General features: G+C 74.0%; 26 protein-coding genes. 9 read left to right on the top strand and 17 right to left on the bottom strand.

What is annotated here, in order from left to right; all coding sequences use genetic code 11:
- Positions 1-2 precede the first annotated feature (2 nt).
- The 10 genes from Ae331Ps2_RS14920 to typA all read right to left on the bottom strand — a co-directional run bounded on the left by Ae331Ps2_RS14920 (position 3) and on the right by typA (position 13,277).
- Positions 3-785, bottom strand: coding sequence for a hypothetical protein (locus tag Ae331Ps2_RS14920; RefSeq protein WP_075308201.1), 783 nt, complete (start codon positions 783-785; stop codon positions 3-5).
- Positions 785-1,171, bottom strand: a complete 387-nt coding sequence (locus Ae331Ps2_RS14915; RefSeq protein WP_075308203.1) for a hypothetical protein — start codon at positions 1,169-1,171, stop codon at positions 785-787. The genes Ae331Ps2_RS14920 and Ae331Ps2_RS14915 overlap by 1 nt, the downstream gene beginning before the upstream one ends.
- Entirely contained in the window at positions 1,168-2,055 is an 888-nt protein-coding gene (mshB, locus tag Ae331Ps2_RS14910; protein ID WP_075308205.1) for an N-acetyl-1-D-myo-inositol-2-amino-2-deoxy-alpha-D-glucopyranoside deacetylase, read from the bottom strand. Before mshB ends, Ae331Ps2_RS14915 begins: the two co-directional genes overlap by 4 nt.
- A 9-nt stretch (positions 2,056-2,064) precedes the next feature.
- A complete protein-coding gene (tsaD, locus tag Ae331Ps2_RS14905) occupies positions 2,065-3,180 on the bottom strand; it encodes a tRNA (adenosine(37)-N6)-threonylcarbamoyltransferase complex transferase subunit TsaD (RefSeq protein WP_075308207.1) in 1,116 nt (371 codons plus the stop codon).
- Positions 3,181-3,246: 66 nt separating this feature from the next.
- Entirely contained in the window at positions 3,247-5,325 is a 2,079-nt protein-coding gene (locus Ae331Ps2_RS33980) for an ABC transporter ATP-binding protein (protein ID WP_075308209.1), read from the bottom strand.
- Positions 5,326-5,328: 3 nt separating this feature from the next.
- Positions 5,329-6,303 carry an ABC transporter permease gene (locus Ae331Ps2_RS14895; RefSeq protein ID WP_083695573.1) on the bottom strand — a complete coding sequence of 325 codons (975 nt, stop codon included), beginning with the start codon at positions 6,301-6,303 and terminating at the stop codon, positions 5,329-5,331.
- A 21-nt stretch (positions 6,304-6,324) separates the two neighbouring features.
- The gene (locus tag Ae331Ps2_RS14890) at positions 6,325-7,257 is read right to left on the bottom strand and encodes an ABC transporter permease (RefSeq protein WP_020626372.1); all 933 of its coding nucleotides are present in this window, start codon (positions 7,255-7,257) and stop codon (positions 6,325-6,327) included.
- Positions 7,258-7,343: 86 nt separating this feature from the next.
- On the bottom strand, positions 7,344-9,047 hold the full coding sequence (locus Ae331Ps2_RS14885; protein WP_075308211.1) for an ABC transporter substrate-binding protein: 1,704 nt from the start codon (positions 9,045-9,047) through the stop codon (positions 7,344-7,346).
- A 319-nt stretch (positions 9,048-9,366) separates the two neighbouring features.
- Positions 9,367-11,214 carry an ABC transporter family substrate-binding protein gene (locus Ae331Ps2_RS14880; protein ID WP_075308213.1) on the bottom strand — a complete coding sequence of 616 codons (1,848 nt, stop codon included), beginning with the start codon at positions 11,212-11,214 and terminating at the stop codon, positions 9,367-9,369.
- Between the two features lie 152 nt (positions 11,215-11,366).
- Positions 11,367-13,277: a translational GTPase TypA gene (gene typA / locus Ae331Ps2_RS14875; RefSeq protein WP_075312348.1), complete on the bottom strand. Its 1,911-nt coding sequence runs from the start codon at positions 13,275-13,277 to the stop codon at positions 11,367-11,369.
- 109 nt (positions 13,278-13,386) lie between these two features.
- Here typA and Ae331Ps2_RS32065 point away from each other — a divergent pair, with 109 nt between their 5' ends.
- Positions 13,387-13,536, top strand: a complete 150-nt coding sequence (locus Ae331Ps2_RS32065; RefSeq protein ID WP_020626377.1) for a hypothetical protein — start codon at positions 13,387-13,389, stop codon at positions 13,534-13,536.
- 255 nt (positions 13,537-13,791) lie between these two features.
- On the opposite strand, the gene Ae331Ps2_RS14870 is transcribed toward Ae331Ps2_RS32065, so the two are convergent.
- Positions 13,792-14,787, bottom strand: coding sequence for a type IV toxin-antitoxin system AbiEi family antitoxin domain-containing protein (locus Ae331Ps2_RS14870; RefSeq protein ID WP_075308214.1), 996 nt, complete (start codon positions 14,785-14,787; stop codon positions 13,792-13,794).
- Between the two features lie 79 nt (positions 14,788-14,866).
- Complete coding sequence (locus tag Ae331Ps2_RS34260) at positions 14,867-15,694, bottom strand: NUDIX domain-containing protein (RefSeq protein ID WP_349289825.1); 828 nt, start codon at positions 15,692-15,694, stop codon at positions 14,867-14,869.
- A gap of 128 nt (positions 15,695-15,822) precedes the next feature.
- Between Ae331Ps2_RS34260 and Ae331Ps2_RS14860 the strand changes: the two genes are divergently transcribed.
- The 3 genes from Ae331Ps2_RS14860 (at position 15,823) to Ae331Ps2_RS14850 (ending at position 18,215) form a co-directional block, all read left to right on the top strand.
- Positions 15,823-16,818 (top strand): ABC transporter ATP-binding protein, encoded by a 996-nt coding sequence (locus Ae331Ps2_RS14860; RefSeq protein WP_075308215.1) that lies wholly within the window; start codon positions 15,823-15,825, stop codon positions 16,816-16,818.
- Entirely contained in the window at positions 16,815-17,849 is a 1,035-nt protein-coding gene (locus Ae331Ps2_RS14855; protein ID WP_075308216.1) for an ABC transporter permease, read from the top strand. Before Ae331Ps2_RS14860 ends, Ae331Ps2_RS14855 begins: the two co-directional genes overlap by 4 nt.
- Before the next feature lie 66 nt (positions 17,850-17,915).
- Positions 17,916-18,215 (top strand): 4a-hydroxytetrahydrobiopterin dehydratase, encoded by a 300-nt coding sequence (locus Ae331Ps2_RS14850; RefSeq protein ID WP_060713209.1) that lies wholly within the window; start codon positions 17,916-17,918, stop codon positions 18,213-18,215.
- Positions 18,216-18,327: 112 nt separating this feature from the next.
- Here the strand turns inward: Ae331Ps2_RS14850 and Ae331Ps2_RS14845 are convergent, their stop codons facing one another.
- Positions 18,328-19,125: a carbon-nitrogen hydrolase family protein gene (locus tag Ae331Ps2_RS14845; protein WP_075308217.1), complete on the bottom strand. Its 798-nt coding sequence runs from the start codon at positions 19,123-19,125 to the stop codon at positions 18,328-18,330.
- A 200-nt stretch (positions 19,126-19,325) separates the two neighbouring features.
- On the opposite strand from Ae331Ps2_RS14845, the gene Ae331Ps2_RS14840 reads away from it, so the two are divergent.
- Positions 19,326-20,396, top strand: a complete 1,071-nt coding sequence (locus Ae331Ps2_RS14840; protein ID WP_075308218.1) for a 3-deoxy-7-phosphoheptulonate synthase — start codon at positions 19,326-19,328, stop codon at positions 20,394-20,396.
- An 11-nt stretch (positions 20,397-20,407) separates the two neighbouring features.
- Here the strand turns inward: Ae331Ps2_RS14840 and Ae331Ps2_RS14835 are convergent, their stop codons facing one another.
- From Ae331Ps2_RS14835 to Ae331Ps2_RS14825, 3 genes are read right to left on the bottom strand one after another with little or no spacing between them, the layout of a single operon-like run.
- Positions 20,408-20,827 carry a hypothetical protein gene (locus tag Ae331Ps2_RS14835; protein ID WP_020622671.1) on the bottom strand — a complete coding sequence of 140 codons (420 nt, stop codon included), beginning with the start codon at positions 20,825-20,827 and terminating at the stop codon, positions 20,408-20,410.
- 47 nt (positions 20,828-20,874) lie between these two features.
- On the bottom strand, positions 20,875-21,363 hold the full coding sequence (locus Ae331Ps2_RS14830) for a GNAT family N-acetyltransferase (RefSeq protein WP_075308219.1): 489 nt from the start codon (positions 21,361-21,363) through the stop codon (positions 20,875-20,877).
- Complete coding sequence (locus tag Ae331Ps2_RS14825) at positions 21,357-21,848, bottom strand: GNAT family N-acetyltransferase (RefSeq protein WP_075308220.1); 492 nt, start codon at positions 21,846-21,848, stop codon at positions 21,357-21,359. Before Ae331Ps2_RS14825 ends, Ae331Ps2_RS14830 begins: the two co-directional genes overlap by 7 nt.
- Positions 21,849-21,988: 140 nt before the next feature.
- Between Ae331Ps2_RS14825 and Ae331Ps2_RS32060 the strand changes: the two genes are divergently transcribed.
- Positions 21,989-22,144, top strand: a complete 156-nt coding sequence (locus tag Ae331Ps2_RS32060; protein WP_158071451.1) for a hypothetical protein — start codon at positions 21,989-21,991, stop codon at positions 22,142-22,144.
- 70 nt (positions 22,145-22,214) lie between these two features.
- Positions 22,215-22,772 (top strand): TetR/AcrR family transcriptional regulator, encoded by a 558-nt coding sequence (locus Ae331Ps2_RS14820; protein ID WP_075312352.1) that lies wholly within the window; start codon positions 22,215-22,217, stop codon positions 22,770-22,772.
- An 88-nt stretch (positions 22,773-22,860) separates the two neighbouring features.
- Here Ae331Ps2_RS14820 and Ae331Ps2_RS14815 read toward each other — a convergent pair whose 3' ends face one another.
- Positions 22,861-23,490 carry a hypothetical protein gene (locus Ae331Ps2_RS14815; RefSeq protein WP_075308221.1) on the bottom strand — a complete coding sequence of 210 codons (630 nt, stop codon included), beginning with the start codon at positions 23,488-23,490 and terminating at the stop codon, positions 22,861-22,863.
- Between the two features lie 693 nt (positions 23,491-24,183).
- Between Ae331Ps2_RS14815 and Ae331Ps2_RS14810 the strand changes: the two genes are divergently transcribed.
- Together Ae331Ps2_RS14810 and Ae331Ps2_RS14805 are read left to right on the top strand one after the other, a co-directional pair.
- Positions 24,184-24,735, top strand: coding sequence for a GNAT family N-acetyltransferase (locus Ae331Ps2_RS14810; RefSeq protein ID WP_075308222.1), 552 nt, complete (start codon positions 24,184-24,186; stop codon positions 24,733-24,735).
- Positions 24,736-24,772: 37 nt separating this feature from the next.
- Positions 24,773-25,606, top strand: coding sequence for a MarR family transcriptional regulator (locus Ae331Ps2_RS14805; RefSeq protein ID WP_249265258.1), 834 nt, complete (start codon positions 24,773-24,775; stop codon positions 25,604-25,606).
- Positions 25,607-25,609 lie beyond the last annotated feature (3 nt).

Below are 25,609 nucleotides of genomic sequence, written 5' to 3'. Positions count from 1 at the left end.
GCTCAGGCGAACCCGCGGGCGAGCAGCCAGGCGCGGGCCTGCTTGGCGGCACGCTTGAGCCCCGACCACTCCCCCAGGTACTTCCCGACGACGCCGACGACCGGCAGCAGCCCGAGCCACTGGTGGTAGAAGCGGCCGTGCGGACGCTTGTCGAGCTCGTCCTCCACACCCCACAGGGCCCGTCCGAGGCGCCAGACGGCGCTGCCCACACGCTTGAGCGTGGCCCGCTTGCCGCCGTCGCCGGCGAGGTCACCGGTGAGCTCCTCGGCGCGGGCGTCGGCCGCGGCGTCCTCGGCCGCGGTGAGCTCCCGGGCGGCGAGGTCGAGCTCACGCTGGAACAGCACCGACGCCAGCAGCTCGACGAGCCGGTCCTCCGAGCGCACCCCGTGCTCGCCCGCGATCGCGACGAGCAGCAACCCCTCCCCCGCCGCGCCGACGGCGTCGGACACCGGCAGGGTGCGCGCCAGCGCCCCGCCCAGGCCCGGGATCGCGGCGATCAGCGTCGTGAACCGGCCGACCCGGTAGACCCACCAGTCGCTGCGGGCGGGGACGTCCATCGCCGCCCAGGCCGAGGTGCCGGGGACCTTCACCGACGCCAGCGCGTCGAGGATCTTGTCGGCCAACGAGCGTTCCTCGTCGCTCGTGTCCACCGCGCGGTCCGGGCCGGGCGTCACCCGGGCGCGCAGGCCGAACGGGTCGGACTCACGCAGCCCGTCGAGCACCGGCCGGGTCGCCCGCACGAACGGGCGCAGGACCCGCACCAGATCGTCGTCGGAGATCGTCATCAGCTGACCCTACGGTCGCGGCCGTCCGCCAGCCGGTCGAGCGCCCTGCGGAACGACACGACACCGGTCACGGCGCCGGCGACGAGCAGCAGCAGCGACTCCCAGTTCACCGGGAGCAGGAGGTCCCCGCCCGGCCCGAAGAAGCCGAGCACGAGCACCGCCGCGAACCACACGACCAGCGGGGCGGCGGCACCCGCCGGGGTCGGGAGGATCTCGGTGACCGTGGTGTGGATCAGCCACGGCAGCGAGACGACCACGATCACCGTGCCCAGCGGCACCGGGACCGGCCCGATGTAGAGCATCTGGAACATCAGCTCGAAGGCCACCAGCAGCACCGAGATCACCAGCAGCACCAGCGCGAGCGGGAGCCTCGTCACGTCGCTCATCCGTCGACCCCCTCGAACAGGTCCGACTCCATCGTGCCGGGCGGCGCACCGGCGAGCACGTACTCCTCGACCCCCAGCAGCGGCTGCACGATGCCGTTGCTCATCGCGAACGCGACCCAGCCGTCGCCGCTGCGGACGTCGATCTGGGTGGCGTGTGCCCGCATCGCGGCGACGCGTGCGTCGTCGTGGGCGTCGACGTCGACCCGGGTCGTGACGGCCCCGACGTCGTGGCCGGGGTGCTCGTCGGGCTCCGGCCAGCGCAGCCCGGTGCGGTCCGGGTCCCCGCCGAGGGCGGAGTGCAGCTCGGCGAGCCCGGCGTCGAGCAGCGCGCTCGACCGGACCGCGAAGTACAGCTTGGCGACGACGTCCGGGCGCGCCCCGGCGGCGGCGACGGCCAGCTCGTGCGCGCGGACGTGGTCGGGGTGGCCGTAGCTGCCGTCGGAGGCGTAGGAGACCAGCACCTGCGGGCGGACCTCGTCGATGATCTCCAACAGCTGCGCGAGCTGGGTGCCGAACGGCTCCGGGGCGGCGAACGCCCGCGGGTGCAGCTCCGGCGGCAGCGCCGCGCGGGTCCCGTGCCCGGCCAGCACCATGCCGGAGTCGCGCCAGCGCCCGGGGCCACCGAGCCAGCGGTGCCGGGGCCCGCCGAGGGCGGCCAGCGCGGCGTCGAGCTCGCGGATGCGGTAACCGCCGAGCTGGTCACCGCGGTCCGGGGCGAGCTCGGCCAGCTCCGGTCCGATCACCTCGCCCTCCTCACCGAGGGTGCAGGTCACCACGGTGACCTCGCAGTCGGGATCGGCGGTGTAGCGGGCGATGGTCCCGCCGGTGGTCAGGGTCTCGTCGTCCGGGTGGGCGTGGACGAGCAGGAGGCGACGAGCAGGCACCCGAGGAGCCTACGGGGCGATGATCGACCCCGCCGCGGCGTGGGGCACGACGGGCAGCGGGTACTCCGCCGCCTCCCCCGTCGCCGGGAGAAACGTGATCGTCGCGCCGGTCAGCGGAACGGTCGGGACGGCGGTCCCGGCCAGCCCCGCGGGCGCGACGCCGTCGCGGACCAGCAGGTCACCCAGGGCCGCGATCATCGCGCCGTTGTCGGTGCACAGCCGCGGTACGGGAACCCGCAGGGTGATCCCGGCGGCGGCGCAGGCGCGCTCCATCTCGGTGCGCAGCACCCGGTTCGCCGCGACCCCGCCGACCATGAGCAGGGTGTCCGCGCCGCGCTCGGCACACGCCCGCAGCGCCTTGCGGACCAGGACGTCCACCACGGCCATCTGGAACGACGCGGCGACGTCGGGCACCGGGACCGCGCGGCCCGCATCCTGGGCCGCCTCGACGTGCCGGGCCACGGCGGTCTTGAGCCCGGAGAAGGAGAAGCCGAACGCGGCGTCGCGCGGGCCGGTCATCGGACGCGGGAACGCGATCGCGGCCGGGTCGCCGTCGAGGGCGGCCCGCGACACCGACGGGCCGCCCGGGTAGGGCAGGCCCAGCAGCCGGGCGACCTTGTCGAAGGCCTCCCCCGCGGCGTCGTCGACGGTGTCGCCGAGGTGCTCGACGGGATCGCGGGCCAGGTCGCCCAGCGCCAGCAGCGAGGTGTGCCCGCCGGACACGATCAGGCAGACGCAGCGGTCGGGCAGCGGCCCGTGCTCCAGGACGTCGACGGCGGCGTGCCCGGCGAGGTGGTGCACCCCGTAGAGCGGCACGTCCAGGGCCGCCGCGTACGCCTTCGCCGCCGCGACACCGACGTGCAGCGCCGGCGACAGCCCCGGCCCCGCGGTGACGGCGACGGCGTCGACGTCGGACAGCGACACCCCGGCCGCCTCGACGGCCGCGCGCACCATCGGGGTCACCGCGCTCACGTGGGCACGGGCCGCGACCTCCGGGACCACACCGCCGAAACGGGCGTGCTCGTCCGCCGACGACGCCAGCCCCTCGCCGAGCAGCACCCCGTCCCGGACGAGACCGGCACCGGTCTCGTCGCACGACGTCTCGATCCCCAGAACCAGCGACACGCCACCCAGTTTCGCACCGGGTGGCGTGTCGTGGCCGTGGGGCCCTGGTCCGGCGGGTCCGCTCGGTCAGGTCCGCAGGAGCGCGCGCTCCTCGGCGAAGTGGCAGGCCACCCGGTGCCCCGGCCCGGACGCGATCTCCAGGACCGGCTTCTCGTCGATGCAACGCGCCTTGTCGGTGTCGGACAGCTCCAGGTGCTTCCAGCACCGGGTGCGGAACCGGCAGCCCGACGGCGGGTCGGCCGGGTTGGGCACGTCCCCGGTCAGCACGATCCGCTCGCGCACCCGCTCGACCTGTGGGTCCGGGACGGGAACCGCCGAGATCAGCGCCTGGGTGTAGGGGTGCTGCGGCCGGTCGAACAGGTCGTCGCGGTCGGCGACCTCGACGACGTTGCCCAGGTACATCACCGCGACGCGGTCGGAGATGTGGCGTACCACCGACAGGTCGTGGGCGATGAACAGGTAGGTCAGCCCGAAGTCGCGCTGCAGCTGCTCGAGGAGGTTGAGCACCTGGGCCTGGATGGACACGTCCAGGGCCGAGACCGGCTCGTCGAGCACCACGAACTTCGGGTTCAGCGCGATCGCTCGGGCGATGCCGACGCGCTGGCGCTGCCCGCCGGAGAACTCGTGCGGGTAGCGCTCGGCGTACTCGGCCGAGAGCCCCACGGTCTCGAGCAGCTCCGGGATCGTGGAGTCGGTGAGCTCACCGCCGAGGAGCTCGTACTTCTCCGACAGGATCGACCGGACGGTCATGCGTGGGTTCAGCGACGCGTACGGGTCCTGGAAGACGATCTGCATGTCCTCCCGGGCCGAGCGCAGCTCCCCCTGTCCGAGCGCGGTCACGTCGCGGCCGTTGACGTGCACGCTGCCCGCGGTGGGCTCGTGCAGCCGCAGGATCGCCCGGGCCGCGGTGGACTTGCCGCAGCCGGACTCGCCGACCAGCGACAGCGTCTGCCCCTCGGGGATCTCCAGGTCGATGCCGTCGACGGCCTGCACCACGCCGACCGTGCGCTGGAACAGCACCCCGGAGCGGATCGGGAAGGACTTGGTCAGCCCCGCGGTGCGCAGCATCGGCTCGCCGTCCGACGTCTCCGCGACGCGCGCCTCGGATCCCGGGACGGCCGGCTCCCGCGGCGTGGCGGCGGCCTGGCCCACCTCGTCGGGGTGCAGGCAGGCGTGCAGGTGGCCGGGCCGGTCGGAGATCTGGACCAGCTCCGGGGTCTTCTCCGCGCACGACGACGTGGCGAACCGGCAGCGCGGGTGGAACGCGCAGCCCGACGGGACGTGCGCGAGGTTCGGCGGCTGCCCGGGGATCGGCTCCAGCTTCTCCGGCCGGGCCTGGTCCATCCGCGCCAGCGACGACAGCAGCCCGTAGGTGTAGGCGTGCCGCGGCTCGGCGAAGATCTCGTCGTTGGTCCCGGTCTCGACGACCTTGCCCGCGTACATGACCATGATCCGGTCGGCGTGCGCCGCAACCAGGCCCAGGTCGTGGGTGATCAGGACGATCGCCGTCTCACGCTGCTCCTGGAGCTTCTCGAGCAGGTTCATGATCTGGGCCTGCACGGTGACATCGAGCGCGGTGGTCGGCTCGTCGGCCAGCAGGACCTTCGGGTCGTTCGCGAGCGCCATCGCGATCATCGCGCGCTGGCGCATCCCGCCGGAGAACTCGTGCGGGTACTGCGACGCCCGCGTGGCCGGATTCGGGATGCCGACCTCGCCGAGCAGGTCGACGGCGCGACGGCGGGCGGTCACCTTGCCCGCCTGCCGGTCGTGGGCCCGGATCATCTCGGCGATCTGGTCGCCCACCTTGTAGACCGGGTTCAGCGCGGTCAGCGGATCCTGGAAGATCATCGCGATGTCCTTGCCGCGCAGCTTGCGCTGCTCGGACTCCGACATCGTCAGCAGCGAGCGGCCCTCCAGCAGCACCTCGCCGCTGGGGAACGTCGCGGGCGGGGTCGGGACGAGGCCCATCAGGCTCATCGCCGACACCGACTTCCCGGAGCCGGACTCACCGACGATCGCCAGGGTCTCGCCCCGGTCGACGTGCCAGCTGACGCCGTCGACGGCCTTGACCACGCCGGCGTCGGTGGAGAAGTGCACCCGCAGGTCGCGCACCTCGAGCATGTGCTCGCTTCGGTTCTCGGTCACGGGTCAGTTCCTCCCGCGCAGCTTGGGGTCGAGGGCGTCGCGCAGGCCGTCGGCCACGAACGCGAAGCCCAGCGTGGTGATCGCGATGGCGGCGGACGGGAAGATCCACAGGAAGCTCTTGCCCGGCACCGACAGGTACTGGGAGGCCTGCGAGATCAACCGGCCCCACTCCGGGACGTCCGGCGGGACACCGACACCGAGGTAGGACAGGGTCGCCATCGCGACCACGACGACGCCGATCGAGGTGAACGAGTACACGAGCACCGGTGCCACGGCGTTGGGCAGGATGTGCCGCGTCAGGATCCGCCGGGTGCCCGCCCCGATCGAGCGGGCCGCCTCGACGTACTCGGCCTCCCGCAGGGCCAGCACCTGGCCACGCATCAGCCGGGCGGTCGTCATCCAGCCCAGCGCGACGAGTGCGATGACGACCGGGAGCGTCCCACCGCCGACCGCGCGGACGATCACCAGGGCACCCACCAGTGGTGGGAACGCAAGGAAGATGTCGATGATCCGGGCGATGACCGCGTCCCACGCGCCGCCCTTGAACCCGGCGAGCGCACCGAGCGTCAGCCCGAGGACGAGGGAGAAGAAGACCACGGACAGACCGACGATCATCGCCAGCCGGACGCCGTAGATGATCCCGGAGTACAGGTCTCGGCCGAGGACGTCGGTGCCGAAGAAGTGCGCCGACGACGGCGGCTGCAGCGTGTTGAGCAGGTTCTGCTCGAACGGGTCGTAGGGCGTCGAGAACGGCGAGATGATCGCCATGACGATCTCGAACGCGACGATGACCAGCCCGGCCATGGCGAGCTTGTTGCGGCGGTAGCGCCGCCAGATCTCGGCGAACTGGCCATTGGACCGTCCACGGCGGCGGCCGTCGGGGACCGGCGTGACGGCCTCGGCGGGGTCGCCGCCGGGCAGTCCGAGCGCGGCGGCCGGATCGGTGGCCGGCGCGCCGGGGGTGGGTGGTGGGTTCATGCGAGGGATCGCCTCACTCAGTCAGCTCAGGCGGATGCGCGGGTCGAGGTAGGCGTAGAGGATGTCGACGAGCATGGAGAGCAGCACGTAGGCCACCACGCTGTAGACGACCACCGCCATGATGACCGGCGCGTTGTTGTTCGTGATCGCGCGGGCCAGCAGGAACCCGGCGCCGTTGTACTGGAACACCGTCTCGGTGACGATCGCGCCACCGATGTAGGTGCCCAGGGTGAGCCCGACGAAGGTGACGACGGGTAGCAGCGACGTCCGCATGGCGTGTTTGCCGATGACCGTCCGCTCGGACAGACCCTTGGCGCGCGCGGTGCGGATGTAGTCGGCCTGCAGGACCTCCAACATCGACCCCCGCATCAGCCGGGCGACGAACGCCGACTCGATGATCGCGAGGGTGAACGCGGGCAGGATCACGTCCCAGTACCAGGGCACCTCCTCGAGGAAGCTGCGCGGTACCGGCGGGAACGGCCCGACTCCCGAGACGTTCGCGACCAGGAAGATCGCGACGACGAACACCGGGACACCGATGCCAATGGTGGAGACGACGGTGACGAACACGTCCCAGAACGAGTAGCGGCGCACCGCGGCGATCACACCGGCCGTCACCCCGAACAGGACGAGGAACAGCAGCGCGACGACGGCGAGCAGGATCGTGTTGGGGACGGTCTCGGCGAGGAGCTGGGAGACCGGACGCCGCTGGTCGAAGTCGAGGCCGAAGTCGCCGGTGACCATGTTGCCGAGGTAGTTCACGAACTGGACCGGCAGCGGCTGGTCGAGACCGAACTTGGCGCGGTTGATCGCGGCGACCTCCGGCGGGACGACCTTCTCCCCGGTGGAGGCGAAGGGGTCCCCGAGCGAGAACGTCGCGATGAAGATCAGGAAAGCGGTGACGACGACGACCAGGATCCCCTGGAGCAGCCGCCGAAGGATGAATCGGCCCATGGATGCACGGACTTTCGTGTGGTGGGAACGCCGCACGACGGCCCGCGTCCCGGGGTCGCCGGGACGCGGGCCGCGTCAGCGGGACGTCACTTGAGGGTGATCGTGTCGAACGTCGGGTCCTCGGAGAAGTCCATGTTCACGTTGCCGAACTTCTCGGTGTTGACCAGGCGGGACTGCTGGCGGAACCAGAGCGGGATCAGCGCGAGGTCGTCGCCGATGGCGATCTTCTCGGCCCGCTTGTAGAGGTCGTTGCGGGCGGCCTCGTCCTGGGTCTGCGCGGCCTGCGCGAGCAGCTTGTCGAACTCCGGGTTGGAGTAGCGGCCACGGTTGTCGCCCTGGGCCGGCTCGCTCGGCGAGGCGGCACCGATCGACTGGGTGGCGAGCAGCGGGAACAGATAGTTACCCGGGGTCGGGTAGTCGGCGCTCCACGCCGCACGCCACAGGCCGGAAGCCTCGGGCTGCTGCTCGTTGTCGAGCAGGTCACGGAACGGCACACCGGTGTAGGTGACCTTCAACCCGAGGTTCTGCTCGAGCTGCTGCTTGACCGCCGCGGTCCACTCCTCGTGACCGGCGCCGGTGTTGTACTGCAGCTTCACCTCGGTGCCGGGGGTGAGACCGGCCTGCTGCGCGAGCCGCTTCGCCTCGTCCGGGTTGTAGGTGCACGCGGTGCAGACACCGGGGGTGTAGGCGTCCGGGAAGTTCGGCGGGATCAGCGCGTCGGCCGGCGAGGTCGAGTTCTGCAGCACACCCTGCACGATCGCGTTGCGGTCGATCGCCATCGAGACGGCCTTGCGTGCATCCGCACTGTTCAGCGGCTTGGTGGTGACCGAGACCAGCAGGTAGTTGTTGCCGTTGGTCTTCTTGTTCAGCCACTTGCCCTGGGGCTCGTAGGTCGACTTGGCCTGGTTCAGGACGGGGGTGGGCATGCGCGCCCAGTCGAACTGGCCGTTCTGGAAACCGTTGTACTCGGCGGGGACGCCGCCGCCCTCACCGGACGGGACGATGGTGATCTCGACGGCGTCGAGGTTCGCCTTGGTCCCCGCGGTGTAGGTGTCGTTGCGGACCAGCCGGATGCCGCGGTCGTGCTGCCAGGGGCCGTCCATCTTGAACGGGCCGTTGCCGATCGGCAGGTCGTTGTAGGTCTTGTTGTCCGCCGCGCCCGCGGTCGAGGGGACCGGGCTCAGCGCCGGGTGGTAGGTCCGCAGCTCGAACTCGCAGTCGGGCTTGGACAGCGTCACCTTGAGCTGGTTCGGGTTGGTCGCGTCCACGCCGGACAGCGCGTTGGCGGTCCCGGCCTGCATCTGGTCGTACCCCTGCACCTCGTCCAGGTGGTACGAGACCTCCGACGCCGAGGCCTTCGCCGCGGTGCGCTCCCAGCCCCGCTTGAACGAGGTGGAGTTCAGCGCCTCGCCGTTGGAGAACTTCTGGTCCGGCTTGAGGTCGAACACCCACTGCGTGCAGTTCTGGTTCGGCGTCCACTTCGAGGCCACGCCGTCGTAGACGTCACCGTTCGGCTTGACCCGGATCAGGCCCGTGAACAGCGCCCGGTTCACGAGGGTGCCCTCGGACTCCTGGGTGTTGTACGGGTCGATCGCGGTCGGCTCGGTGATCGCCAGCCGGAACGTGCCGCCCGGCTTGCCGGGCACCTCCGGCTGGTCAGGGGTCTCCTCGAACCCGGCGGCGGTGTCGCCGCTGCCTCCCGTGTTGCTCTGCTGGCTGCAACCCGTGAGGACCAGCCCCACGACCGCGGTCAGGGCGATGGCCGAAGCGGCCGCCCTTCTTCCCCTCATCTGCCGTGCCTCTCGAGATGTCGTGGGTGCACGCCGTTGTCGCACCCGTCCGGGACGCGACGGACCACCGGATGTGTGCCGGGGCCCGTCAGGGAGGCACGCTAGGAATCGCGGCCCTCCAGCAGCGAGGTCCGACGCCGATCGTGGCGAAACGGTGACCATTGAACGACGTGACGGGCTCGCAGCCGAACCGGACAGTAACAACGGAGCGTTGCGTCGCACAGCCCTCGATGCGCGCCGAAACATAGTTGGTACTTACGTACCACTCGGCGTCACCATGCAGCAGCGGAGTGCGCCCGAACGGGCGCACCCGACGGTGTCAGTTCGGGTCGTCCTCGCCGGTCGGGCGCTCGCCCGAGCCCTCCGGCTCGGCCCAGGTCCGGGCACCCGACATCGGACCGGTCGCGATCGGGCCGGGGGTGACCCGGGTGGCCGCGTCGGTCTGCTGGTTGCTGATGACCAGACCCTGCGCCTGGTAGAGCGGCAGCGCGGGCAGCTGACGCCGCAGCACCCGCTCGGCCTCGGCGACGACGGCCGGGTCCGGGCTGTCGGCGACCAACAGCTCGTCGAGCAACGGCTGCAGCGCGGGGAAGCAGGCCACGCCCGGCAGCTCGCCGGACACCGCGTCCGCGGGGCAGCCGTAGTCGGAGTCCAGTCGCGGCCCGATCGCGCCGTAGGCGGCCCGGGGTGCGACGAGCACGTCGACCGCGACCGGAGCACCGGACCCCGGGGCACCGGACGTCGTCGGAACGGTGGTCGTCGCGGGCGGGGGCGTGGTGACCGGTGCGGCGCCACCGCCGACCGGGCCCGCGCCCGGGGCGGGCGTGCTGGTGGGGGTCGGCGTCGTCGGAGCGACGCTCGGGTCGGTCAGCAGGTCCGGTGCCGGCGGGGCGACGATCGTGGCGCCGATCCCGCCGGCTTTGAGCTGCTCAGCCACGACGCGGGCGACGTTCACGTCCTCGGTCCGCTCGGCCCCGGCACCGATGACCACGCTGAGCGGGCGCCCGCCGAGGGTCCACCGGCCGTCCTCACCACGGACGTAGCCCGCCTCGGTGAACGCGGCCGCAGCCGCGGCAGCGTCGGGTCTGCCGGGTGCACCGGCCGGCGCGGTCGCCACGTAGCCGGGGTCCGACGGGGCGGCGCCGAAGGCGTTCACGGCCACGGCGTCGGGGTTGACGCGCTCCCGGATCGCGTCGCGGTCCAGCAGCGCCGCGATGCCCTCGCGGACCCGGGGATCGGCCAGCGGGCCGTCGGCGGTGCGGAACTCCAGCTGTTCGACGGCCGGTCGCGGCCCGCGCTGCACCGTCGGGGGCTTCGGGCCCCGGGCCAGGACCTCGATGGCCTGGGTGATCTCCGGTCGGGCGTCGGGCAGGGCGAGGTCGACGCCCTGGCTCTCCAGCGCCGTCGGCAGGGTGTTCGCCGGGATGCGGCGCAGGATGATCTCGTCGACGACCGCGGCGGTCGCCCAGTAGGGATCGTTGCGGGCGAGCAGCACCTCACCGCGGAGACGGTCGACCTGCATCAGCCGGAACGGGCCGCCCGAGGCGGGCACGCCGCCCGCGAACGGGGCCGTCCAGCCGCCCGGCGCGTCCTTGAGCAGGTGCGCGGGGAGCAGGTCGCCGAACAGCTCCTGCCAGTGCGGATAGGGCTCCCGGAACACCACGTCGACGGCCTTGCCCGCGGCGCGCGAGCGCACGTCGGTGATCTCGCGGTAGCCCGCGGCGCCGATCGTGTTGGGCTGGCTGCGCATCTGCTGCCAGAGGTAGACGAAGTCCTCGGCGGCGATCGGGGCGCCGGTGGACCACCCGGCATCGCGGTTGAGCTCGTAGCTGACGGTGAACGGGCTCTGCGACGTGACCGTCGCGGACGTGGCGACGGTCGTGTCGAGCTGCGGCACACCCCGGTCGTCGGGCCGGAACACCGACGGCAGGGTCATCGACGCGATCGCCGTGGTGACCGGCGACTGGTCCGACCGCAGGTGCGGGTTGAACCCGGGCCCCAGGTCGTCGACACCGACCACCACCCGGGTGGGGGCGGTGACCGGCTCGGTCGGGCGGTTCGTCTCCGGCGGAGGTGCCGGCTGCGGGTCCGCCGCGCAGCCCGTCAGCGCCAGCAGGGCGACCAGCAGGAGCGCCGGGAGCGCCCGGAAGCATCGACGTGCTCTCACGTCCGCAGTATCCCCACCGTGGCGGAGGCGCCCGCCGGACGGGGTCCGGCGGGCGCCTGCGCTCTGCTCACCGATACGCAGCGGTACCGGGTGTCGGCGAGGCTTTGCTCTGCTCACCGATACGCAACACCGCAGCGCACGAGCCGTGCGGGTCACTTCGTGGCGTTGGCCGCGGCCTTCGCACGGGACCGGGCGCGGGCCCGCAGGTTCGGGTCCAGCTCGATCTTGCGGATCCGGACGTTCTCCGGGGTGATCTCGACGCACTCGTCCGTCGCGCAGAACTCCAGCGACTGCTCGAGGCTCAGGATCGTCGGCGGGATCAGCTTGACCAGCACGTCGGAGGTCGACGAGCGGATGTTGGTCAGCTTCTTCTCCCGCGTGATGTTGACCTCGAGGTCTTCGTTGCGGGTGTACTCGCCGACGACCATGCCGCCGTAGACCAGGGTGGTCGGGCCGACGAACAGCGTGCCGCGGTCGGCGAGCTGGTCGATCGCGTACGGGGTGACGGGCCCGGAACGGTCCGAGATCAGCGAACCCTTGTTCCGGGTGCGGATCTCGCCGACCCAGGGGCCGTAGCCGTCGAAGACGTGGCTGGCGATGCCCGCGCCGCGGGTGATCGTCAGGAACTCGGTGCGGAAGCCGATCAGGCCGCGGGACGGGACGCGGAACTCCATCCGGACCCGGCCGTCGCCGTGCACCATGTCGCCCATCTCGCCCTTGCGGGCGGCGAGCAGCTGGGTGACGGCGCCGAGGCTGTCCTCGGGCACGTCGACCGACAGCTGCTCGAACGGCTCGTGGAGCTTGCCGTCGATGGTCTTGGTGACCACCTGCGGGCGGCCGACGGTCAGCTCGAAGCCCTCGCGACGCATGGTCTCGACCAGGATCGCCAGCGCGAGCTCACCACGGCCCTGGACCTCCCAGGCGTCGGGGCGCTCCGTCGGCAGGACGCGGATGGACACGTTGCCGACCAGCTCGGCGTCGAGCCGGCCCTTGACCAGGCGGGCGGTCAGCTTCTTGCCCGGGTGCGGGTCCCGGCCGGCCAGCGGCGAGGTGTTGGTGCCGATCGTCATCGAGATGGCGGGCTCGTCGACGTGGATGCGCGGCAGCGCGACCGGGTTCTCCGGGTCGGCGAGGGTGTCGCCGATGGTGACGTCGGCGATGCCCGCGACGGCGACCAGGTCACCGGCGCGCGCCTCGTCGGCGGGGACGCGGGTCAGCGCCTCGGTGCGCAGCAGCTCGGTGATCTTGACGCGCGGCGTGGTGCCGTCCTCGCGGCACCACGCGACCTGCTGGCCGCGGCGCAGCACACCGGCGCGGACGCGGCAGAGCGCGATGCGGCCCAGGAAGCTGGACGCGTCGAGGTTGGTGACGTGGGCCTGCAGCGGGGCGTCGACGTCGTCGGCGGGCGGTGGGACGACGTCGAGCAGGGTCTCGATGAGCGGCTGGAGGTCGTCGGAGTCCGGGAGCTCGCCGTCGGCGGGCCGGATCCGGGAGGCCTTGCCCGCGCGGCCGGAGGCGTAGACGACCGGGAGGTCGAGCAGGTGCGAGGTGACCGACTCGTCGAGCTCGAGCTCGTCGGCCAGCTCCAGCAGCAGCTCGAGGGACTCGTCGACGACCTCGGCGATCCGTGCGTCGCCACGGTCGGTCTTGTTGACCACGAGCATGACGGGCAGCCCGGCGGTCAGGGTCTTGCGGAGCACGAACCGGGTCTGCGGCAGCGGACCCTCGGAGGCGTCGACGAGCAGCACCACGCCGTCGACCATGGACAGGCCGCGCTCGACCTCACCGCCGAAGTCCGCGTGGCCGGGGGTGTCGACGACGTTGATCGTCGTGCCGTGCCAGTTCACCGCCGTGTGCTTGGCGAGAATGGTGATGCCCTTCTCGCGCTCCAGGTCGTTGGAGTCCATGACCCGGTCGACGAGCTCGGCGCGCTCGGCGAAGGCGCCGGACTGGCGGAGCATCGCGTCCACGAGCGTGGTCTTGCCGTGGTCGACGTGCGCGACGATCGCGACGTTGCGCAGCTCGGGTCGGCCGGCCCGATCGGGGACGGCGTCGCTCTCGATCGAGGAACGGGCATCGAGGGCCGAGGCGGAACGAGGGATGGTCACACCTCAACGGTATCCGCTGCAAGTCCTTCACCACGCCCCGGGCGCAGGTTAGCCTGACCTCATCATGGGCAAGGTCAAGAAGAAGTGCTGCCGGTCCAAGCCGAAGCGGTGCAAGAGCTGTCCGGTCGTCGCGCTGCGGTTGCGCAAGGCGGGTGCCGACGATCTGAGCGGCAAGGCACTCACGCGCGCGATCAAGATCGCGCGCATCTACTGAACGGACGTATGACCCGCTGACCTGCGACGACGTCGCGGTCCGGGTTGCGTGCGCACCGCCGGTGAGGTAACGCGGTGGAAGGTCGGTCGACGTGGTCCGACAGGTCCGGGCCTTCGTGCGCCCGGACCCCGGACCGGCCTTCGTGATCACCCCGTGGGCCGTGACGACGCGTCCGTCACCCGGACCCGACATGGCCGGAATCACAGTCGTCCGGGCGGCCCGACGACCCCGTGTGTGGTGGGGTTCGCCGGTCGTTCACCCCGCGGCCCGCCCCGCGGCACCGCCGGGGCCGGCCGGATGCCCGGTGACGGCCTCGTGGAGGCGCGCCAGGAGATCCTCGGGGCACCGGAGTTCCGCCGGTTCGACGACGAGTGTCCGCCACCCGTGCCGGCGCAGCACGGCCCGGCGCCACGCGGAGCCGCAGCCGTCGGCGCCCGTTCCGGCGTCGACCGGGTCGTGCACCTCGACGGCCAGCCGGGCCGCGGGGAACGCGAGGTCGAGCAGGACCCCGGCCACGGTGACGTCGGTGCGCCAGGCCCGCACCCCCCGGGCGGCGAGCAACGCCCGCAGCCCGTGCCGGGCACGGACGGCGATCCGGCGCGACGCCCCGGCCAGCATCCGGCCGACCACGCCCGAGCCGTGCGCCCCGAGGTTGCGCGCGTGCGCCTCGACCAGCTCGGCCACACCGACGGAGCCCGTGCCGAGGACGTGGTCGAGCAGCGCGTCCCCGGGCACCGCCGGGTCGGCCGCACCGTCCAGCACCGCGGCCGCCGGCCGGGCGACGACCACCCCGTCGTGGGTGGTGACGTCGAGCGGGTCCAGGTCGCGGCGCCGGACGAGGACCCCCGCACGCGAGCGCGGCGCCCGCCGGCGCGGCACGGTGACCGTGACCACCGCGGGAGCACCGGGCAGCAGCCCCCACCACCAGGCCGCGGCGGCCCCGGTCAGCACGGCGCCCTCCCCCGCCCAGAGCACGGCGGCCCGGACCCGGGACCGCTCGCTCGGCCGGTGGGCGGCGTGCCGGTAGACACGGGGGTGCACGGGGATCCAGCGCCGGGCGGCCAGCCTGCGGTCGACCTGGTCGGTGGACAGGCCGTGGGCGAGCGCCTGGGCCCGGGTGACCAGGCCGTCCTGCGCGGCGAACAGCCGGGCGAGCGGGTCGGCGCCACGCGCGGCCCGGGAGCGGCGGGCCGCCCGGTGCGCAGCGGTCGGGAGGACGGACGGGAGGGGCGCGGCGGCGTTCCGGTTCATGTGGCTTGGACGACGCCCGACCCGGATCGGTTCCACCGGATCCGGCGGTGATCGTCGTTCCGGCACCGGGGACCGCGCATCAGGTCCGCAGCAGCTCCACCAGTTCGGCGACGACGGCCCGGTCGGCGTCGAGCCAGCCCAGGGTCGCCACCTCGCGGCGCCCCACCCAGCGGAGCGCCCGGTGCTCGCGGGCCTCCGGCTCCGGGGAGCCGGGCTCCAGCCGGGCGGTGTGGATCTGCAGCACACGTCGCCCGAGCGGCAGGTCGGTGCCCAGCCGCTCCCCGACCACCACCCGCGCACCCAGCTCCTCGGCGCACTCCCTGACCAGGGCCCGGGGCCCGCTCTCGCCGTCCTCGACGCCACCGCCGGGCAGCTCCCAGCGGCCGGCCAGTTCGGCCGGGTAGGAACGCTGGGCGACGAGCAGCCTGCCGTCCCGGACGATCGCCGCCCCGACGACCACCCCGGCCCGGCCCAGCTCCGCGACCCGCTCGGCGAGCACCTCGCGGCGGGCCCGGAGCAGGCGCGCACCGAACCGGCGCAGCACCGGGTCGGAGATCCGGCCGAGCACACCGAGGGGCGGCTGCCAGGTGAGCTCGTCGCGGACATGGCTGCCACCCCCGGCGGCGGCCACGACCCGGGTCGAGTGCCGCAGCACCGCGGCGGGACCCGCCGCCAGCTCCGACCACACCCCACCGGCGCCGGCGCGGGTGATCCGTGTCCGGCAGGCGAGGAACCCGCCGGGCAGCGCGACCCGGACCTCGTCCCCGGCCACGAGCAGCGCCGACGGCGCGGTGAACCGGGCTCCCACCCGCGCGACCGCGCGGGCCGACGGGGCCGACTCGCGCAGCACCCCCGCGACGAGTCGGGGCGGTCCGTCCACGTGATGGTCCAGGCTCAGCACCGGCACGCCGTCGATCCTCGCAGCCGGTCCCGCAGCCGCCCGGGGCGGCCGATCGCCGGCCCCGCACCCGGCCGGAGTGGCCGAACTCGGCGAAAACGGCCCGCTCGCGCCGCCGCGCGGTCACGCTGGGTGCCGTGTACCCGACGTCCGCTCCCCTCGACCCTCCCGAGCCGCCCCCGGCGCCGCGCCCACCGGCGGTGCGCGCGATCGGTCTGTCCCGCGGTTTCGGCGCGGTGCGCGCGGTCGACGGGGTGGACCTGGATGTGCCGATGGGCGCGGTCCTCGGGCTGCTCGGCCCCAACGGCGCGGGCAAGACGACGCTGATGCGGATGCTGCTCGGGCTCCTCGCCCCCAGCGACGGCGAGGTCGAGCTGCTCGGACGGCGACTGCCGCACCGCGCGTCGGAGGTGTTGCCGCACGTCGGCGCCCTGGTCGACGCGCCTGCGCTGCACCCGCACCGCACCGGTCGGCAGAACCTGCTGCGGGCCGCGGCCGCCGAACCGCTGCTGGACTCGGCGCGGATCCCGGCCGCCGTCGACGCCGTGCTGCGCCGGGTCGGGCTCGCCGAGGCGGCCGACCGCCGCGCCGGCGAGTACTCCTCCGGGATGCGCCGCCGCCTCGGGCTGGCCGTGCCGCTGCTGACCCGGCGGCGCCTCGTCGTCCTCGACGAGCCGACCGACGGGCTCGACCCGGCCGGCACCCGGGAGGTGCGCCGGCTGATCGCGGAGATGAACGCCGCGGGCGCGACGGTGATCGTCAGCTCGCACCTGCTCGGGGAGATCGAGGCGACCTGCAGCCACGTCGCGGTGCTCCGGGCCGGGCGGCTGCTGTGCGCGGGCCCGCTCGACGAGCTGGTCGACTCGGGCCCGTCGGCGCTGGTGGTGACGACGCCGGACGGCGAGCGCGCCGTCGCGGCCCTGCTGGCCCGGGGCATCGACGCCGAGCAGGGAACCCGGGACCGGGTGTTCGTGCCGGCCGGGCCCGCCACGCCGGACGTCGTCGCGACGCTGGTGCACGCGGGTGTCGCCGTGCACGGGGTGACGCGGCCCGCGGCCCGGCTGGAGGAGTTCTTCGCCCGGCTCACCGAGGAACCGGCCTCGACGGGCGCCGGGTCCGGGGCGGGGCGGTGAGCGCGATCGTGCGCCCCGAGCACACCTGGGGCGCCCCGGACCCCCGCCCGGGCGACGACTGGGCCGCCGCACCCCACGGCTCCCCCGGCGCCGTCCCGGGCGACCCGGCGGTCGCTCCCGCGACGCGCGACCGGACCGGCGGCTCCCCGGCGACGACCGGAGCCAGGGCAGTCATCCCCCACGGGGCGGCCTACTCGCAGGCACCGGCACGGCCGCGGTCCGCCGGCTCCCCCCGCCCACGCTCCGGGCCGAGGACCGGTCGCCCGGCGCGCCGCCCCACCGCGGCCCCCTTCGGCCGGCTGCTCCGCTCGGAGCTGGAGCTCGCCCTGCTCCGTCCGCGCACGGCGGTCGTCCTCGCGTCGGCGGCGCTCGTCCCACTGCTGGCGACGATCGCGCTGGCCACCGACGACGGCCGGCTGTCCTTCGCGCTCGGGACCCTGACGGTCGCGCTGTCCGAGCCCGCGGCGTTCGCGCTCGGGATGCCCGTCGTGCTCGTGGCGGCCGACGCGTTCGCTGCGGAGCGGGCCCGCGGCACCCTCGACGCCCTGCGGCTCTCCCCCGTCGGCCCGGGACGGCTGCTCGGGCTCAAGGCCGCCGCGGTCGCGGTGACCTCGCTGCTCGCCGCGACGACGACGGTCGTCTCCGCCCTGGTCTGCGGCGGGCTCGCCCTGGGCGCGGGCCCGTTCGGGGTGGGCGACACCCTGCTCCGCGCGGTGGTGCTCACCGGCTGGGCCGCCGCGCAGCTGTGCGGGCTCGGGATGCTCCTGCTGGCGATGTCGGCGCTGGTCCGGCGGCCCGCCGGGGTCGTCGCGACCGGTCTGGCCGCGCTGACCGTCGCTCCGCTGGCGACCGTGCTGTGGGAGCCGGTCGCGCCGGTCCTGCCGTCCGGACACTGGCACGAGGTCCTGGCCGGGATCCTCGCGGTGCCCGCCGACCCGTCGGCGCTGTGGGCGACCACGGCGCGGGCGGCCGGCTTCGCCGTCGCCGGGGCGGGGGTCGTGGTGTTCGCCCTGACCCGCCGCGACGGCTGAGCGCTCCGGGACGATCCGGACACCCTCCATCGCGACGGGGTGCACCGTCTGCGCCACGATGGGCCGATGCCCACCCCGACGCTGACCGACGCCGAGATCGCCGACGCCCTGCAGAAGCTGCCCGGTTGGGACCGCGACGGCGACTCGATCGTCCGCACCGCCACCCTGCCCGACTTCGAGTCCGCGATCGCGGTGGTGGACCGGGTCGCCGAGGACGCCGAGGCCGCCGACCACCACCCCGACATCGACATCCGCTACGCCACGCTGACCTTCCGGCTGTCGACGCACTCCGAGGGCGGACTGACCGCGAAGGACGTCGACCTCGCCGCGCAGATCTCCGACCGTCTCAGCACCGCCGGCGGCTGAACCACCCACGGCCGGGCCGGGCCACGCACCGCTCCCCCACCGCGAGGCCCCCCGGCGCAGCACCCCGACGCGGCGCCCGACCGCCGAGCCACCGGACGCGGCCGGGCGCGGCTCAGAACCGCCGGTTGGCCAACACCGGGATCTGCTCGCGGACGGTCGCGGCCTCCGCCGGGTCCACGTCGACCACGAGCAGCCCGGGCTCGGCGCCGAGCGCGTCGACGACCTCGCCGCGCGGGCCGGCGACCAGGCTGTACCCGATCCCGGTCGGGGCCTTGCCGTGTTCGCGGCCGACCGTGGTCGGATCGGCCTGATCGCACGCCACGACGAACGAGCCGGTGTCCACCGCACGGGCCCGCACGAGCAGCTCCCACTGCTCACGCTTGCCCGGGCCAGTGCCCCAGGAGGCGGGGACCAGCAGCACGGTGGCGCCGTCGTCGGCGAGGCGCTGGTACAGCCCGGGGAAACGCACGTCGTAGCAGGTGGACAGGCCGACCGTGACCGGATCGTCCCCGCCCACCCCGACCACGACCGGATCGTTCCCGGGCTCGACGGTGTCGGACTCGGCGAAGCCGAACGCGTCGAACATGTGGATCTTGTCATAGTGGGTGTCGACACCGCCGCCGGTGGCGAGCAGCGTGTTGCGGACCCGGCCGTCCCCGGACGGGGTGAACATCCCCGCGACGACGGTGGTCCCGGCCGCCGCGGCGAGCTCGCGGACCCGGGTCGCCCACGGTCCGTCCAGCGGCTGCGCCACCGGGCCGAGCCGGACCCCGAAACAACACATGGTGGCCTCGGGGAACAGCACCAGCTGCGCGCCGGCGTCGGCGGCGGCGAGGGTGTTGCGCTCCACCTCCGCGAGGTTCTCCTCGGGATCCGGGGTGGACACGATCTGGGCCAGGGCGATCCGCATGTGCCGGTCGTACCACGCCGGTCCCGCGCGTGGGGTACGGTCGGGGCGTGCTGAACGCGTACTACTGGTTTCGCCGGCCGGCCCGGGATGGGCTGGCAGGTGCCGTAGCGCGCTGACCTCCATCCCCTCGAGCCGGCATTCCAGACCGGCTCGGTCGAGGTGATCCGAGGCGGTCCGCCGGGTAAGGACCACCGTCTCCGATGAGTGCGAGCACCACCCCTCTGCAGGTCGCCCCGACCGACGACCGCCGTATCGAGCGGATCAGCCCGCTGATCTCGCCCGCGCTGCTGCGCCACGACCTGCCCTGCGATCCCCGGGTCGCCGAGACCGTCACCCGCGGCCGCGCCGCGGTCACCGACATCCTCGACGGCGACGACGACCGGCTGCTCGTCGTCGTCGGGCCGTGCTCGGTGCACGACCCCGAGGCCGCCCTGGACTACGCCCACCGCCTCGCCGCCCGTGCCGAGGAGCTGTCCGGCGAGCTGTGCGTGGTCATGCGGACCTACTTCGAGAAGCCGCGCACGACCGTCGGCTGGAAGGGCCTGATCAACGACCCGGGCCTGGACGGCACCTTCGACGTGAACCGCGGGCTCCGGACCGCGCGCACGCTGCTGCTCGACATCTCCGCGCTCGGGCTGCCGGTCGGCTGCGAGTTCCTCGACCCGATCACCCCGCAGTACATCGCCGACGTGGTCACCTGGGGCTCGATCGGTGCCCGCACCGCGGAGAGCCAGGTGCACCGCCAGCTGGTCAGCGGCCTGTCGATGCCGGTCGGGATCAAGAACGCCACCGACGGCGACATCCGCGCGGCGATCGACGGAATGCGGGCGGCCGCGGCGTCGCACGTGTTCATGGGGGTCAACGCCGACGGGCTCGCCGGCCTGGTCACCACCATCGGCAACCCGGACACCCACGTCATCCTCCGCGGCGGTGCCACCCCGAACTACTCGGCCTCCGACGTCACCGCCACCGCCGACGCCCTGCGCGCGGCGGGCCTGCCGGAGCGGATCGTCGTCGACGCCAGCCACGGCAACAGCGGCAAGGACCACGTGCGGCAGGCCGGCGTCGTCACCGAGCTGGCCGAGCGGATCGCGGGCGGCGAGCGCGCCGTGACCGGGCTGATGATGGAGAGCTTCCTGGAGGCGGGACGCCAGGAGCTGGGCCCGGACATGATCCGCGGCCGCTCGGTGACCGACGCCTGCATGTCCTGGCCCACCACCGACGAGCTGCTGGGCACGCTCGCCGACGCCGTGCGCCGCGGCCGCCGCTGAGCCCGGGCCGCTCACCCCGGGCCGTCCAGCCGGTCGAGGACCCGGCGGCGCAGCAGCTCGTACTGCGCGCGGCAACGCCGCGGCGGGCCTGTCGGCCGCACGACCACCCGGGGCGGGTGGACCGTCTCGCCCGGGCCGAACTGGTCCCGGGTCAGGTCCACCTCGGCGCCGCAGGGCAGCCGGTTCCACCAGTGGTAGCCCTGCAGCGTGCCGTCGGCGTGCCACACTTCGGCGAGCAGCAGGTCACCGCCGAACAGGTCGTGCAGGACCAGTGCGGTCGCCCCGCACTGGCCCCGCGACGGACGGTCCGGCGTCCAGTCCCTGACGTCCGCGACGTCGCAGGTGTCGTGGCTCCAGGAGGCGCGCAGCGCGGCCACCACCCGCGACGGGACGGGTGGCGAGGCCGGGGGCGACGGCGGGGCGGTGGTCATGGTTCCGACGCTACGAGCGACCCCCGACAGTTCCGCGTCGCCGCAGCTCAGCGGTCCGGTAGGCCGAGGTGCAGGGCCATCAGGACGTCGTCGACGGCGACCCCGTCGACCACGAACTCGGCGCGCAGCACGCCCTCCTCGACGAAGCCGCAGCGGCGGTACAGCTCCCGGGCCCGGGTGTTCGGACCGAGGACCCGCAGCGTGACCTTGCGGCCGCCGGTGTCGCGGGCCCGGGCCACCGCGGCGGCGACCAGCGCGCGGCCGACGCCGCGACCGGCGTGACCGGGGTGCACCGCCAGCCCCCCGATGTAGTGGACGTGGTCGCGCGCCGGGACGGCGGGCGGCGCGGGCCCGACGATCACGTACCCGACCACGGCGCCGTCGTCGTCGGCGACGAGCACGTCCCCGACCGGGGTCCGGTCGAGGAACGGTTCGGGCCGCGGCGGGGCGGGGCTGACCTCGGCCGTCCAGGTCAGGGCATCGATCCGGGTCAGCTCGGGGTCGTCGGCGGGCGCCGCGGCCCGGACGGTCAGCACCGCGGGACCGGACGGCCGACGGGCCGGTCCATCCGGGTCTCGCTGATGCCGTCGGGGCGCTCGACGACGCCCCGGTCGACGAACCCGAGCCGGCGGTAGAACGCCGCGGCGCGGTCGTTGCCGACCACCACGTGCAGCGCCAGCGTCCGCGCGCCCCACCCGGCGGCGCGGTCGAGGACCGCGTCGACGAGCGCGGTCGCGGCATCGCCCCCGCGCGCGTGCGGGGCGACCCACAGGGCGATGAGGTCGGCGACGCCGTCGTCGTCCGGCGGGACGGCCACGACCTGCCCGGCGGGTCGGCCGCCGACCTCGACCACCAGGTACCGACCGGGCGCGGCCAGCCGGTCGCGCCATTCCTGCTCGCCCGCGCCGAGCCAGTCGGTGAGCCGGCTGTGGAACGCGTCGGGGGCCTCGGCCAGGGCGGCGAGGCGCAGGTCGCGCCAGGTCTCCCAGTCGTGGGGGCCCAGCTCCCGGACGGTGATCACGCATGGCCTCCCGGACGGACGGAGGCGCCGAACCTAGCAGCGCCCCGGGGCGCTCCCGCCGCCCGTCCGGCGATCGTCGATCCTGATGAGCCTGGTCCGCACGGCGCAACATCGACCCGCTGTCCGGCGAGAGGACCGGCATGAGCGCGCCGCACCGCCGTACCCGTCCCGCCGGGCCCCGCCTGCTGCTGGCCGGGGCCGTCCTCGTGGTCACCCTGTTCGGGACCGTGGTCGCCGGGCCCGCCTCCGCCGGCACGGACTGTTCCGCAGCCTGGACCGCGGCCGGATGTCCCTGATCCCGCCCGGCGGGCGACGCGATGCCGGGTCGCCGCAACCGGGTGTCACCCGTTCGGCAGAATGGTGAGCGTGGATCCCCGGGCGGTGCGCACGCGACGGCGTCTCCAGGACGCGCTGCTCGCGCTGGCCAGGGAGCGTTCCCTCGAGTCGATCACGATCGCGGACGTCGCGGAGCACGCGTCGGTGAACCGCAGCAGCTTCTACCAGCACTACACCGACAAGGAGATGTTGCTGGCCGACGCGCTCGCCAACCGGGCGGCGGACGCCGGGGCGGATCTGTCGGACCTGTCGATCGACGACATCGGGCCCGAGCCGCCGGCGGCGCTGCTGCGCTGGTTCCACCACCTCGCGGAGCACGCGCCGTTGTACCGGCAGGCGCTCGGCGGTGCCGCGGCGCCGGACGCGGCGGCCGGGATGCGCCGGCGGATGCAGTCGGTCGTCGCCGACACGACGGTGGGGCTCGGAGTCTCCGAGGACGCGTTCGGCATGCCGCTGGACGTGTTCGCCGCCGCCCTGACCTGGACGCTGCTCGGCGTCGCGGCGAGCTGGCTGGAACGCGATCCGCTGCCCCCACCCGAGGTCGCCGCCGGGTGGGCGTGGCGGATGCTGGTCCGCCGGGACTTCTGAGCTCCGCTCGGAGGAACCGGTCGGCCGTACCGCCCGGGCCGGGTCAAGCGGCCCGGGCGGTACGCGCCTCACGGGTGTTCCGCGGCGCTCAGCCCTGCACGATGCCGGAGTTGCTCTGGTCGACCGTGGTGGTCGACTGCGACACCGGACCGCCGGACAGCAGGCCGCCGATGTTGATCGACGGGTTGACAGTGGCCGCGATGTCGATCAGGCCGCCGCGCTGCGAGGCGTGCCCGCCACCGCCGTGCTTGCCGCCGGACTGCAGGATCCCGCTGTTGGAGTCGTCGACGGTGGTGGTCGACTGCTCCACCGGGCCGGAGTTCAGGATGCCGCCGATGTTGGCCGACGGGCTGACGTCCAGACCCAGCCCGACCAGGTCGTCGACCTGCACGGCGTCGCCCGCGCCGCCGCCGCTCTGCACGATGCCGGAGTTGGACCGGTCGAGCTTGGTGGTCTGCTGGGAGACCGCACCCTGGTTCAGGATGCCGCCGACGTTCAGCTGCGGGTCGACCGCGGCGTCGAGGCCGAGCAGACCGCCCTTCTGGTACGCCGAGGACGGCGCGCAGTCACGACCCTTGTCGTGGTGCTTGCCGCCGTCGCCGTAGTCACCGGCGAAGGCCATTCCGGCCGAGCCCAGGACCAGCGGGACGGACAGGGCGCCGGCGGCGGCGATCCGCCGGGCGTTGCGGCGGGCGGGAGTCGTCTCGGGGGCGTTCATGGCACTCCTTCTGTGGCGATGTGATCCGGCCGTCGTACTGACACTCCGTCACTGACCGGTGCCGCAGAACGTACGGAGGCTGATCACTCAAGCGAGAGAACCCCCTCGTTCGGGCAGCGTTATGTCCGTTTCGCTGCGCCCGAACCGACCGCTCGCCGCTGACCAGCTACACAGAGTGCTATCCACCAGGTGTCGTTTAGCTACTCTCCGTGCAGAATCAGCAGCTCGCCGATCGTTACGGAAAGCGTCTCGGAAGTGGCATGAATCACAGATGCGCAACGGGGAGGGTGAACGCGCGTCTCTAGCCCCCGGAGTCACCGCCCGCGCCGGGTGGACACCTCGCGATAACCGCATCCACCTGCGGGAATGGGCCGGACGGCGGGACGCGACTCGACCGTTCGTCGCGCGGGGAACGGCTGCCGGGTGTGTATCGATCGCCGAACGGCGGCCCGGAACGGGACTGGACAGCGCTTCGCACCAGACTGTCGCGCGGCGGCCAGCGCCCTCAGGATGGTCAACGACGTGGTCCGTCCGGAGTAACGCTGTCGGGGTGGATCCACACCCGGACGGGTCCTCCGGGAGCCGACGTCGCTGCCGGAGCCACGGTCGTGGTCGGCGGGGACCGGCCGCGCCCGGCCGTCACGGGCCGGAAACCCGGTGTCGCGCGGGACGGACGACCGCGATCCTGGGCGGGTGCACATCGGACTGCGGCGCCTCGACGAGCCCCTGCTGGCGGCGTTGTGTGACACGGCGGCCGCCGGGGCGGACCCGCTCGAGGTGATGCCGCCGGTGCCCGGTCCGCCGGGGTGGACGGTGCGGCGGCGCGCGGCGTTCGTCGCGTTCCACCGGGAGCGGTCGGTCGCGGCGCCGAGGCCGGTCGAACGGACCTGGGCGGTCGTCGTCGACGGGGAGGTGGCCGGGGCGGCGCGGCTGGAACCGGTCGACGGCGGGGAGGAGGCCGGGATCTGGCTGGCCCGGCCGTGGCGGGGCCGCGGCGTCGGTGCCACCGTGCTGCGGATGCTCGTGGAACGCGCCGACGGACCGGTCGTCGCGGAGACCACCGCGGACAACGGCGCGGCGGTCGCGGTGCTGCGCGGGCTCGGGGCGGGCGTGACCGTCGAGGGCGACGCCGTGCACGCCCGGTGGGGCCGGGCTGCCGGGCGGCCGCGCAGCGACGCGGGCAGGGCGGTCCTCGCCGCGGGCGACCGCACCGGCGGCCGGTGCTCACCACCCGGGCCCGGGTGACCGCTCAGTTCCCGACGCCCGCCCGGTCGTACCGGTCATGTCCGCAGCACACACCGCCCGCCGCATGTTCGAGCTGCTCGAGCCGATCTGCCTGGCCACCTACCTCGCCGACGAGCCGAACGAGGAGCTGGCCGCGCTCGGCCACCGCACCTACTGGGACGGCTACTTCGCGAGCCGCGCCGCGCCGCTGGGCCGGGTCCCGGCCGAGGTCGTGCACGCGGCGTTCTACAGCTTCGCCGACGGCGAGGCCGCCCGGCACATCCCGAGCGCCTGGGCGACGGCCCCGCCGGAGGAGTCCTTCGCCGCGTGGCGCCGGGGAAGCGTCGCGGCGCTGCGCCGGATCCTCGGCGCCGAGATGTCCGGCTCCCCCGGCGTGGCCCGCGCGGCCGACCTGCTCACCACCGCCTCGACGGGCGCGCCCGTCGAGGGCCGGGTGATGTACGCCGGGATGCGCGCCCTGGAGGTCCCCGCCGACCCGCTGACCCGGTTGTGGCAGTCCGCGACGACGCTGCGCGAGCACCGCGGCGACGGGCACGTGACCGCCCTGCTCGCCGAGCGGGTCGGGGGCACCGAGGCCCATCTGCTGTCCGCGCTGGACATGGGCATCCACCCGCCGGAGACGTTCGGGCGCGTGCACCACCTGCCGGCGGCCCGGCTGGCCGAGGTCATGGCCGGGCTGCGGCGACGCGGCCTGATCGACGACGACGGGTGGCTCACCGACCCGGGCCGGGAGGTCAAGGCACGCGTGGAGGCGCTGACCGACGAGCTCGCCGCACCGCCGTACGCGGTCCTGTCCGACGCGGAGCTCGACGAGCTGGTCGCGGAGCTGGAGCCGCTGTCCACGGTGATGACGGCGGCCTGGTCGCAGTGACCG

Source organism: Pseudonocardia sp. Ae331_Ps2, assembly GCF_001932405.1.
Classification (GTDB): domain Bacteria; phylum Actinomycetota; class Actinomycetes; order Mycobacteriales; family Pseudonocardiaceae; genus Pseudonocardia.
Note: the sequence above shows the minus strand (reverse complement) of the source record. Positions and strands in the feature narration are given on the sequence as shown.

What these genes read in the sequence shown, in the direction of transcription:
- Ae331Ps2_RS14835 (WP_020622671.1), bottom strand. Translation starts at nt 20,827, where the DNA reads ATGACCACCGCCCCGCCGTCGCCCCCGGCCTCGCCACCCGTCCCGTCG.
- Ae331Ps2_RS14895 (WP_083695573.1), bottom strand. Translation starts at nt 6,303, where the DNA reads ATGAACCCACCACCCACCCCCGGCGCGCCGGCCACCGATCCGGCCGCC.
- Ae331Ps2_RS32065 (WP_020626377.1), top strand. Translation starts at nt 13,387, where the DNA reads ATGGGCAAGGTCAAGAAGAAGTGCTGCCGGTCCAAGCCGAAGCGGTGC.
- Ae331Ps2_RS14845 (WP_075308217.1), bottom strand. Translation starts at nt 19,125, where the DNA reads ATGCGGATCGCCCTGGCCCAGATCGTGTCCACCCCGGATCCCGAGGAG.
- Ae331Ps2_RS14840 (WP_075308218.1), top strand. Translation starts at nt 19,326, where the DNA reads ATGAGTGCGAGCACCACCCCTCTGCAGGTCGCCCCGACCGACGACCGC.
- Ae331Ps2_RS14805 (WP_249265258.1), top strand. Translation starts at nt 24,773, where the DNA reads ATGTCCGCAGCACACACCGCCCGCCGCATGTTCGAGCTGCTCGAGCCG.
- Ae331Ps2_RS14885 (WP_075308211.1), bottom strand. Translation starts at nt 9,047, where the DNA reads ATGAGGGGAAGAAGGGCGGCCGCTTCGGCCATCGCCCTGACCGCGGTC.
- Ae331Ps2_RS14890 (WP_020626372.1), bottom strand. Translation starts at nt 7,257, where the DNA reads ATGGGCCGATTCATCCTTCGGCGGCTGCTCCAGGGGATCCTGGTCGTC.
- Ae331Ps2_RS14920 (WP_075308201.1), bottom strand. Translation starts at nt 785, where the DNA reads ATGACGATCTCCGACGACGATCTGGTGCGGGTCCTGCGCCCGTTCGTG.
- Ae331Ps2_RS14870 (WP_075308214.1), bottom strand. Translation starts at nt 14,787, where the DNA reads ATGAACCGGAACGCCGCCGCGCCCCTCCCGTCCGTCCTCCCGACCGCT.
- Ae331Ps2_RS32060 (WP_158071451.1), top strand. Translation starts at nt 21,989, where the DNA reads ATGAGCGCGCCGCACCGCCGTACCCGTCCCGCCGGGCCCCGCCTGCTG.
- Ae331Ps2_RS14850 (WP_060713209.1), top strand. Translation starts at nt 17,916, where the DNA reads ATGCCCACCCCGACGCTGACCGACGCCGAGATCGCCGACGCCCTGCAG.
- Ae331Ps2_RS14815 (WP_075308221.1), bottom strand. Translation starts at nt 23,490, where the DNA reads ATGAACGCCCCCGAGACGACTCCCGCCCGCCGCAACGCCCGGCGGATC.
- Ae331Ps2_RS14915 (WP_075308203.1), bottom strand. Translation starts at nt 1,171, where the DNA reads ATGAGCGACGTGACGAGGCTCCCGCTCGCGCTGGTGCTGCTGGTGATC.